At 43.8% G+C, this 10,283-nt stretch carries 10 protein-coding genes; 9 read left to right on the forward strand and 1 reads right to left on the reverse strand.

The features are described 5' to 3' along the window. On the forward strand, window positions 1-766 hold a 766-nt coding region (locus PX636_RS14450; protein WP_288117657.1), incomplete at its 5' end, for a DNA methyltransferase. 190 nt (window positions 767-956) lie between these two features. Then, window positions 957-1,787 (forward strand): DUF4351 domain-containing protein, encoded by an 831-nt coding sequence (locus PX636_RS14455; protein WP_004163186.1) that lies wholly within the window; start codon window positions 957-959, stop codon window positions 1,785-1,787. 77 nt (window positions 1,788-1,864) lie between these two features. Here PX636_RS14455 and PX636_RS14460 read toward each other — a convergent pair whose 3' ends face one another. Next, the gene (locus tag PX636_RS14460) at window positions 1,865-2,419 is read right to left on the reverse strand and encodes a Uma2 family endonuclease (protein ID WP_004163185.1); all 555 of its coding nucleotides are present in this window, start codon (window positions 2,417-2,419) and stop codon (window positions 1,865-1,867) included. A 213-nt stretch (window positions 2,420-2,632) separates the two neighbouring features. On the opposite strand from PX636_RS14460, the gene PX636_RS14465 reads away from it, so the two are divergent. The 7 genes from PX636_RS14465 to PX636_RS14495 all read left to right on the forward strand — a co-directional run bounded on the left by PX636_RS14465 (window position 2,633) and on the right by PX636_RS14495 (window position 10,035). After that, complete coding sequence (locus tag PX636_RS14465) at window positions 2,633-2,809, forward strand: DUF8621 family protein (RefSeq protein WP_002762817.1); 177 nt, start codon at window positions 2,633-2,635, stop codon at window positions 2,807-2,809. Further along, window positions 2,806-3,864 (forward strand): DUF3326 domain-containing protein, encoded by a 1,059-nt coding sequence (locus PX636_RS14470; RefSeq protein ID WP_288117658.1) that lies wholly within the window; start codon window positions 2,806-2,808, stop codon window positions 3,862-3,864. The genes PX636_RS14465 and PX636_RS14470 overlap by 4 nt, the downstream gene beginning before the upstream one ends. Continuing rightward, the gene (locus PX636_RS14475; protein WP_002732964.1) at window positions 3,861-4,442 is read left to right on the forward strand and encodes a CPBP family intramembrane glutamic endopeptidase; all 582 of its coding nucleotides are present in this window, start codon (window positions 3,861-3,863) and stop codon (window positions 4,440-4,442) included. Before PX636_RS14470 ends, PX636_RS14475 begins: the two co-directional genes overlap by 4 nt. 74 nt (window positions 4,443-4,516) lie before the next feature. Beyond that, window positions 4,517-4,960, forward strand: a complete 444-nt coding sequence (locus tag PX636_RS14480) for a DUF3531 family protein (protein WP_004163181.1) — start codon at window positions 4,517-4,519, stop codon at window positions 4,958-4,960. 126 nt (window positions 4,961-5,086) lie between these two features. Continuing rightward, complete coding sequence (locus tag PX636_RS14485) at window positions 5,087-7,441, forward strand: GH116 family glycosyl hydrolase (RefSeq protein ID WP_288117659.1); 2,355 nt, start codon at window positions 5,087-5,089, stop codon at window positions 7,439-7,441. 436 nt (window positions 7,442-7,877) lie between these two features. After that, on the forward strand, window positions 7,878-9,470 hold the full coding sequence (locus PX636_RS14490; protein ID WP_004163178.1) for an ArnT family glycosyltransferase: 1,593 nt from the start codon (window positions 7,878-7,880) through the stop codon (window positions 9,468-9,470). 100 nt (window positions 9,471-9,570) lie between these two features. Then, entirely contained in the window at window positions 9,571-10,035 is a 465-nt protein-coding gene (locus PX636_RS14495) for a DNA phosphorothioation-associated protein 4 (RefSeq protein WP_002760679.1), read from the forward strand. Window positions 10,036-10,283: the final 248 nt, after the last annotated feature.

Below are 10,283 nucleotides of genomic sequence, written 5' to 3' on the forward strand. Positions count from 1 at the left end.
ACGTCTGGGTTATCCCACGCAAAAACCGGAGGCATTGTTAGAAAGAATAATCAAAGCAAGTAGCAATAAAGGAGATGTAATTTTAGATGCCTATTGTGGGTGTGGAACGACGATCGCTGTAGCAGAGAGATTAGAGAGAAACTGGATTGGAATTGATATAACCTATCAGAGTATTAGCTTAATGTTAAAGCGATTAGAGGACTCCTTTGGTAAAAATGTTTTAGATAAAATTGAACTGAATGGTATTCCCAAAGATCTAGAATCAGCCAAAGCATTAGCCACTAAACCGGATGATCGTACCCGCAAAGAATTTGAGAAATGGGCGGTTTTAACCTATAGTAATAACCGGGCCGTGATTAATGACAAAAAAGGGGCAGATAAAGGAATCGATGCTATTGCCTATTTTCAGGGAGATAAAGACAACCGGGAGAAAATTATTTTTCAAGTAAAATCCGGTAATGTCAAATCAGGAGACATCAGAGATCTACAGGGAACTATGACGCTACAAGGGGCAGCCCTGGGTATATTTATCACCTTGAAACCCCCCAGCAAAGATATGGTTCAAACAGCCAAATCTGCGGGAATTTATCGCGGTCGTTATATGAGTCAAAGTGTGGATAAAATTGAGATTGTGACGGTACAAGAAATCCTTGAACAGAAAAAACGTCTCGATGTTATCCTCACCTTTGAAGTCCTGAAAGCTGCCGAAAAACAAAGGGAAACCCAAGGACAACAAATGAGTTTAGATATACCCTTCCCCGAATAAAAATCCTTTGTTTAAGTAGCTAGGTATTAAGTAGCTGGTTATAATTAAATTGAAGATAGATTTTGGGTTCGATCCCCCCTACCCCCCTTGATAAGGGGGGATTGAGGAGGGATTGAGGGGGGATTGAGGGGGAATAGGGTGATAATTTTGTTAAAATATAGGTCAGCCTTAACCTAGAATTGAATTGAAAATGTATGATTCTACCTGTAAATTTATCGCCCTTGAATATTCGAGAGACTTGGCCACTTGGTTACTGGGTAAACCCTTAGAATTAACAGAAATTAAACCCTCGGAATTATCCCTAGAGCCAATTAGAGCCGATACTTTAATCTTTTTAGAGTCGGAAGAATTAATCTTACATATCGAGTTCCAAACCGACCCTAAAGAAGATATTCCCTATAGAATGCTAGATTATGCCACCAGACTCTATCGACGCTATCCCCGTAAACCTATCCATCAAGTGGTTATTTATCTAAGGAAAAGTGGCTCCCCCACAGTCCGACAGAATGATTATAAACAAGGGAAAACCTCTCATCAATTTGAAGTGATTAGACTTTGGGAACAACCCTCGGAACCCCTATTAAAGGCCCCCGGACTGTTTCCCTTTGCCATACTCGCTCAAGCTGAGAAACAAGAAAACTTACTGCGGCAAATTGCCCAAGAAATCGAGCAAATCAGCGATAGTCGAGAACAAAGTAATCTGGCCGCATCTACCGCAATTCTAGCCGGGTTAGTATTAGAGAAAGACATCATCCAACGATTATTGAGGAAAGACATCATGAAAGAATCAGTTATCTATCAAGAAATCTGGTCCGAGGGTTTACAAGAGGGACGACAAGAAGGAGAAGCTAACCTAGTTTTACGTCAATTAAATCGGCGTGTAGGGGACATTTCTCCCGAATTATTGCCCAATATCCGCAGTCTTGACCTAGAACAGTTAGAAAACTTGGGAGAAGCTTTGTTAGATTTTCAGTCACTACAGGATTTAGAACAATGGCTGGAAAATTGCCGAGCTAGTTAGTACAAGTAAACTAAATGCTGTCTATCCATTCCCATGGAAGCAGCAAGCTCTCAACTCCCTTGAGAGTAGTTAACACTTTAATCTATTCCGCGGTAGAGATCGGCGATGGCTAACTCTAGGTTAATACTTTGCAGGATCACCCGATCGCCTGTCTCGTAAATAGTCGTTTCCCATATCCCCAGAGAATTACGGCGACGGCATTCCACGCGCTGGATTTCTTGGGAAATTAATACATATTCTTCTAAAGTTTCTATCTGTTGATAATCTTGGAATTTTTCGCCCTTGTCAAAAGCGGCCGTACTGGGGGAAAGCACTTCCGCAATTAGTTTCGGATAGCGTTTCAGATAACGATCTTGGCGATCGCGCGGATCGCAGGTAACAAAAGCATCGGGATAGTAATAAAACTGATCTTGATAGTTAACCTTGACATTACCCGAGTGAAACCTACAGTCTGTAGAGTCGCCGAAATGTTCGTCAATGACTTTGAGAAAATTGAAGGCGATGCGCTCGTGATTATCCGTACCGCCGGCCATCGCATAAACCAAACCACGTCGGTATTCATGGCGGATCTGGCTCTGGCGCTCGATAGCGAGATATTCTTGGGGACTGATGTAGTTGGGAACTGCGATCATAATCTCTAGGGGAAAGCCTACTATTAATCATAGTACGAGAACGGATCTGGCTCTCCTATTCTTTGTGTGATCAGTTTAACTTATATGGCGGCGATCGATCTTTTTGTCCTTAGTCTCAGTCTCATTGTGGTTCCTGACCCAGAGAGCCGATAAGCCAGCGCAAGAGGGCAAAATCTTGATAAACTGAGGGGATAACTATCCCAGACAATCCCCATGACCACTCACTTTATTAGTGCCGAAATCGACCTACAGGAAACCCCGCAACAACTGCAGCAAGAAATCGAAAAAGAATTAGCCAAACGGGGTGAACCCTTGCGTTGGGCAATCACAGAAGTGGATAGCGAGAATAATCAAGTCAAAGTCGAAGCGATTGTCACCACTGCCTCGTGAATTCCCGTCCCTATACCGCCGTACTAATTATTCCCACCGGCATCGGGGCAGCGATTGGCGGTTATGCTGGGGATGGCATTCCCGTGGCCAAAGCGATCGCCCAAGTTTGCGATCGCCTAATTACCCATCCCAATGTCCTCAACGGCGCACAACTGTACTGGCCTCTGGACAACACCTATTATGTGGAGGGTTACGCTTTAGATCGTTTTGCCCGGGGGGATTGGGGATTAAGTCCCGTCCATCAAAATCGCATCGGGTTACTATTCGATCGCGCCATTGAATTTGACCTCTTGCAAAGACACCTTCAGGCTGCCGATGCTGTCCGGGCCACCCTAGGCTTAGATCTGACCGATTACGTTATCACCGATGCCCCCCTGAATGTGCAGTTGCGAGAGGCAGCCTCTGGGGCCAGTTGGGGAACAATTGGCAATCCCGACAGCTTGCTGCGGGGAGCAGAAAAACTGATTAAGCAAGGCCGGGCGGAAGCGATCGCCATTGTTGCCCGTTTTCCCGACGATCCCGATAGCATTGCCCTGGCTAATTATCGCCATGGTCAGGGGGTGGATCCCCTTGCCGGGGCCGAAGCGGTAATTTCCCATCTGGTGGTGCGACAATTCCAAATACCGGCAGCCCACGCTCCCGCTTTAAGTCCGCTGCCCCTCGATCCGCAACTTTCCCCCAAGGCCGCGGCCGAAGAAATCGGTTATACTTTTTTACCCTGCGTTTTGGTGGGTTTAAGTCGCGCCCCCCAATTGGTCAAGCAGCCCAGTCCCGATGCTATTTGGGGCCGGGAGGTGGACGCGCTGATCGTTCCCGCCAGTGCCTGCGGCTCCAGCACAGTATTGAGTTTTTGTCAAGAAAAAACTGTACTGATTGCCGTGCAGGAAAATAGTACAAGAATGAAGGTGGCCCCGGAACCCCTAGGGGTGAAAGCAATTAGGGTACACTCGTATATGGAGGCGATCGGTGCGATCGTTTGTCAACGGGCAGGGGTTAGCCTCGCATCTCTTCGCCCTAATTTACACTCTTTACGCTGTTTATCCGAGAATCCGTGACTAATTCCCCTAATTCCGAATTTGATCCCCTGACACGCACACAAGTCCTCACCATTATGGCGGTAACGGCGATTATCTTGCTGGTAGTCGCCAAAGTTTGGCAATATTTCGGTGCGATCGCTATTCCCGCCATTCGCTGGACTCTCCCGGATTTCCTGTTCGGATTAGCCTTAGCGGGGGCAATTAGTGGAATTAGTGGGCTTCTCTATCGTTTTTGGTCTAGTTATCGCCATAGTGCTAACTCTTACTTAGAATTAGTCATTAAACCTTTAGCTTGGCCCGATTTAATTTGGATTGGATTACTGCCGGGGTTAAGTGAAGAATTATTATTTCGCGGGGTGATTTTGCCAGCTTTAGGTTTAAATATCTTTGGTTTAACCGTTTCTAGTCTGATTTTTGGTATCCTCCATTTTAGCGGTTCCCAACAATGGCCCTATGTTATCTGGGCAACTGTTGTCGGTTTTGCCCTCGGTTATACCGTCATCATCACCGGTAATTTATTAATCCCGATCCTCGCTCATATTATCACCAATCTCCTCGCTAGTTTTCTCTGGAAATTACAGCATAGTAATCAGTAATCAGTTATCAGTGGGGAAGTTATCAGTAATCAGTAATCAGTGACTACTCCCTACTCCTGTCTCCTCTAAAAAATATGGAAGTACAATTTCGCGAATTTAATCCTTTTGATGTCTGGTTTTGGCTGGAATTTTCGACGGTTCCCTCGAATATGGAACAGCAGTATGTAGAAGAAGTTTTTGCCTCTTGGTTTTATTTGGGTAAATTAGGGGCTTTCAATGCCGAAAACCTACAGGTACAGGAGGTGGGAGTCGATATTAGTTATATGGAATACGATCCAGATATAGCCGAAAATGCCTTTATGTCACCGATGCACAATATGACCGATTTTGAATACTTAGGTACTTGGGGACGTTGTTGGTTTGACCTTGGTACTAGCGATCTTATTGCTTTAGATATTTTAATCAATGCCTTGACCCAATTAAGTAAGGATTTTGTCGATATTAAACGTTTAATTATCGGGGGAGAAAATCAAGATTGGACGGTTAGCGATCGCAGCAATTATCTCTTTAGCGAATAATTAGGGTTTACTAAAAAAGTTTCTTGGTGGAGTCCGTATTCTCCGAGTCAGGAGTTTATTTTTATTTATTTATTCTCCCCACACCCTACACCCCACACACACCCCACACCCCACTTAACCACATCTATGCTTAATCTCGTCTCCCTTCCAGAAATTCCCGCCGCCGCTTGGAAACGTCCTCTGGGCAAAGGTTGGGAAAAACCCTACAGCGTCCGCTACGCCAGCAATTTAGATGATGGTCCTTGGCATGGGATGCCTCTGGGGGGATTTGGGGCCGGTTGTATCGGACGTTCCCCCAAAGGTGACTTTAACCTCTGGCATCTGGACGGCGGTGAACACAGTTTTAATAGCCTTGCGGCCTGTCAATTTAGCATTTTTGAACAAACAGAAGACGGAAGCGCCCAAGCCTACGCTATGGCGACGGAAAGCCCGACGGATGGAACTTTATCGCGCTGGTCGTGGTATCCTGCCGAAAAGGGAACATATTCTGCCCTTTATCCCCGCAGTTGGTACGAGTACAAAGATGTTTTTCAGACTCAATTAATTTGCGAACAATTCTCACCGGTTTGGGCGCATAATTATCAAGAAAGTAGTTATCCTATTGCCCTATTTGAATGGACGGTTCATAATCCCACCGATAAACCGATTACTATTAGTATTATGCTGACTTGGCAAAATACAATCGGTTGGTTTACTAACGCGATTAAATCCCCAGTGGTTAAAGTGAGAGATGATGGTAGTCCCGTCTATGAATATCAATCAAAATGGGGGGAAAGTGAGGGTAATTATAATCAATGGATTGTCGATAATTTCCGCGTTGGCTGTCTAATGGGTCGAGATTACGAAAACCCCGGGGAAGGGGATGGACAGATGGCGATTGCTAGTATCACTAATCCGAGTCTAGAGGTATTTTATCTGGGTAAATGGAACCCTGCCGGCGATGGAGGCGAAGTTTGGGACTATTTCGCCATGAATGGCTCTTTACCGGATATTGAGGACGAAACCCCCGCCGAAAAAGGGGAACAAACGGCCACGGCCATGGCGATTCGTTTTACCATTCGTCCGGGGAAAACTCGCAAAATTCCTTTTATTTTAGCTTGGGATTTACCCGTCACCGAATTTGCCCAAGGAATTAACTATTATCGTCGTTATACGGACTTTTTCGGTCGCAATGGTCAAAATGCTTGGGCGATGGTACGCACGGCTTTAAAACACGGCGATACATGGCGAGAAAATATTATTAACTGGCAAAAACCGATCCTAGAACGCACCGATCTGGCTGCTTGGTTTAAAATGGCTTTATTTAACGAATTATATCTGTTAACGGACGGCGGCACTCTCTGGACGGCAGCCACGGAACAGGATCCCATCGGTCAATTTGGGGTCTTAGAATGTATAGATTATCGTTGGTATGAAAGTCTTGATGTGCGTCTCTATGGTTCCTTTGGGTTACTGATGTTATGGCCGCGCTTAGAAAAGGCCGTCATGGAAGCTTTTGCCAGGGCAATTCCCAGCAGTGACGATACTCCTCGGATTATCGGTTATAATCAAGCTAGTGCCATTCGTAAGGCTAAAAATGCCACTCCCCACGATTTAGGTGCGCCCAATGAACACCCTTGGCAAAAAAGTAATTACACCAGTTATCAAGATTGTAATCTCTGGAAAGACTTAGGCAGTGATTTTGTTTTATTAGTCTATCGGGATTATTTATTAACGGGGGCTAAAGATGAGGATTTTCTGCGGGAATGTTGGCCGTCAATTGTCCTGACTTTGCAATATTTAAAAACTTTTGACCTTGATAACGATGGGATTCCCGAAAATTCTGGCGCGCCAGACCAAACTTTTGATGATTGGCGTTTACAGGGAATTAGTGCCTATTGCGGTGGTTTGTGGATAGCGGCGCTAGAAGCAACGATTAAAATTGGGGCAATTCTTGGAGAAGATACAGCAATTTTTGCCAGTTGGTTACAGCAATCTCGCACTATTTATCATCAGACTCTCTGGAATGGAGAATATTATAATTTAGATAGTGGTAGTGGTTCTGATGTGGTGATGACTGATCAATTATGTGGTCAATTTTATGCCCGTTTATTGGCTTTACCGGATGTGGTAGAAAATCAATACACGCAATCAGCTTTAAGTAAGATTTATCAGGCTTGTTTTCTCAAGTTTCATGGGGGAAAATTTGGGGCGGCAAATGGGTTAAAACCCGATGGTACTCCCGAAAATCCCCAGGCAACTCATCCCTTGGAAGTTTGGGTAGGAATTAATTTTGGGTTGGTGGCTTTTTTGATGCAAATGGGAATGGAAAAGCAAGGATGGCAAATTACAGAAGCGGTGGTGAAACAAGTCTATGAAAATGGCTTACAATTTCGCACTCCAGAAGCGATTACATCGGTGGGAACTTTCCGCGCCTGTCATTATTTACGCGCCATGGCTATCTGGGCTATCTATGGGGTTTTGACGGAATTTCAGGGATAAATTTTCGCTGATCTGGAGCGATCTGGTTCTCGTCAATGGCTAAATTGTTATATTTAATTATAAACACTTACTTAACATCACTTTTATCGAAAAAATTGGGTCGAAAACCTCGCATTTTAAGGCGAAAAGTTTTTGGATCGGGGCATAAATCCCCGTTACAAAAACGGCCTCCTGCCCTCTGCCGACCGCCTCCTGCCTTCGTTATCTAAGTTTACCGTTACCCGTTCCCTTAATCTTACTTTCAGATCGCCAATCAGCAACGAATCGGGAGAGTTTGCTGATAGCCAAGGGCCAAGAGATGACAGAGTTGGTGATATAGTAACTAAAGATCACACTTAAATCTAACCTTGCCATAGATGCACAAATCTCGAATCTGGCAACCTCAAAAATCTCCCGTCTCTAACATCAGTTTTAGCGATGAAATGAGGTAAGAATTTTGACGAAAATACTTAGCGATCGCATGGCCGTTTATCTGCTCATCGGTGGACTCCTGTTTAGAATAATCATCGCCTTGGGGCTTTATCCCGGTTACGATGAAGCCTATTATTACGTTTACAGCCATAATCTAGATTGGAGTTATTTCGATCATCCGCCAATAGTAGCGATTTCCACGGGTTTTGGGACTTGGATCACGGGATTAGTCAATCAATTTACCATTCGCTTCGGTACTCTCCTGCTCTATACTGGCAGCCTCTGTTTGCTATATCTGACGGCTTTAAAATTGTTCAGTCTGCCGGTCGCCAGAATGACTTTAGCGATCGCCACTCTGATCCCCATCTATGGGATCGTCTTCGGGATTCTTTCGCAGCCAGATAGTCCTTTAATCTTTTTTTGGTCATTAACAGTCTATTTAGCTGCCCAAGAATTCTGGCCAATTCGGGAAAAAAACTATCATCCTAGCTATCGTCTCGCTTATATTGGACTTGCCGTAGGATTGGCGGTTTTAAGTAAATATCACGGCTTTATTTTGGGCTTTGGTTTAGTTTTATTTTGTCTGACCACTCCCCGCTATTGGCCTGTATTTAGATCCCCTTGGTTGGGATTAGGATTTATTCTCTTTTTGATAACTTTATTGCCGATTATTTACTGGAATATTAACCATGATTGGATTTCCTTTCGCTTTCATTTAGAAGACCGTTTTTCTGGAGAACCGAAAACCTTTAATATTCTTGGTATTCTCTCGGTTGTTGGCATTAGTATCGCCACGATGTTTCCTCCTTTCGGTCTGCCGATGTGGTGGGTGACATTTAAAAGCTTTGCCGAACAAGTGCCTAATTTTATCTCGAAAAAAAGATTTTTTCATCGAGAAGAAGAATCAGTAAAAAAATGGTTAATTCTCTCGGTTTCTCTGCCTTTAATCCTGGGAATGCTTTATGTGGGCGCTTCCCATTATCTCGCCCCTAGTTGGATTTTACCCGGGTTCTGGTCCAGCACAATTTTATTAGGAGAAAAGGCCAATACTTGGCAGCAATCTTCTCGAATCTGGGTAAAAAGATGGTTATGGGGGTCAGGAATTTTTATCGTTACTGTTTTATCTATAGCAATGCTTCACGTTACTTTTGGCACTTTCCAAAAACCTAGTCAATACGCAATTTTTGGGGGAATTATTGCCCCAGAACAAGACCCTTCTCGGGAAATTGTCGATATCGATCAACTGCGCCAAGGCTTTGCTAATTCTCCGGAATTATTAGCACTCTTAAAAGATTCTAGCTTCGTTTTTACCCATAATTTTTATGTGACCGCATGGCTAGATATGGCTCTTTATCCCCTAGTTCCTATTCCCGTCACCTGTTTTAACAACGATCAAAGGGGTTATCAAATTTGGTTTAATCCTCAAGAATGGATCGGTAAAAATGGTTTATTAATTACTACAAATAGTTCTCTAGAAAGACCGGAAATAATCGATCGCTACCGTCCCTATTTCCAAGATATAACTAAAGTAGCTGTCATTCCGATCAAGCGCGGTGGTGTCGCCATCGAACAATTTCATGTTTACCAAGCTAAAGGACTAATTAAAACTTATCCTTAAAGCAGTTATAGCGGATAGGGGATAGATTAATTAGTTCATAAATACTCATGATTTCTATCTCCTGAATTTTGTAACCTTTTTTACTTTTTACTTGATAAATATGTCCATTCATCGAGTGCGTATTGCTAGAGATAAAGGGGAATTTGTCCAGTCCTTAGTTAATTTTAATCAGGGAATTGGCCCCTTTCAAACCTATGCTGATGTCATCGCTTTTGCGGCGGCTTTAGGGGTAAAATATCAGGAGAGGGTGGCGATAGAAAATGTAGCGAAGGAACCCTCACCTATTAACCTAGAAATTTTTATTTCTCGTGGCTACGATACCCTAATCAAATTATTGGCAGTCAATGAATTCCAAGACACGAAAATTCTTTCTCCCCACGGGGTAGATTCGGAAGCTTTGCGAGTGACAATTTTCGAGGAATATGCCAACGCTGGTTTAGCAAGATTAGAACGAGAATTGCGCGGTGCGGTGGATTATACTGAAAGATTATTGTTAATTATCAGTCAGGAACGTTTTCGAGAAATTACTGCCACAACGGAATTCGATTTAGGCAGATTTTTGTAGTAGAAATCTTAGTTAAGTACCTAAGTAAAATTAATTACACATCTCGCTAACTCCTGACTTCGGGTGCATCTCATTTTTGTAAATCTAGCAAGTTGGGATTTTTACGCGAAAACTCTCTGATAAAATCTGGCATTACTTCCGATTTTATCACTCAATCCAAGCTTTTGGGGGGTTCTACCCCCCAAACCCCCCGTTGGGGGCGTGGCGCCGCCCCCAAACCCCCCGCGCATTAGCTTTTCGGTGGGATG

The sequence above is a fragment of the Microcystis sp. M53598_WE2 genome (assembly GCF_030067735.1).
GTDB classification, from domain to species: domain Bacteria; phylum Cyanobacteriota; class Cyanobacteriia; order Cyanobacteriales; family Microcystaceae; genus Microcystis; species Microcystis aeruginosa.

Coding starts and splice junctions, on each gene's coding strand:
- PX636_RS14455 (WP_004163186.1), top strand. CDS start 957: ATGTATGATTCTACCTGTAAATTTATCGCCCTTGAATATTCGAGAGAC.
- PX636_RS14460 (WP_004163185.1), bottom strand. CDS start 2,419: ATGATCGCAGTTCCCAACTACATCAGTCCCCAAGAATATCTCGCTATC.
- PX636_RS14465 (WP_002762817.1), top strand. CDS start 2,633: ATGACCACTCACTTTATTAGTGCCGAAATCGACCTACAGGAAACCCCG.
- PX636_RS14480 (WP_004163181.1), top strand. CDS start 4,517: ATGGAAGTACAATTTCGCGAATTTAATCCTTTTGATGTCTGGTTTTGG.
- PX636_RS14485 (WP_288117659.1), top strand. CDS start 5,087: ATGCTTAATCTCGTCTCCCTTCCAGAAATTCCCGCCGCCGCTTGGAAA.
- PX636_RS14495 (WP_002760679.1), top strand. CDS start 9,571: ATGTCCATTCATCGAGTGCGTATTGCTAGAGATAAAGGGGAATTTGTC.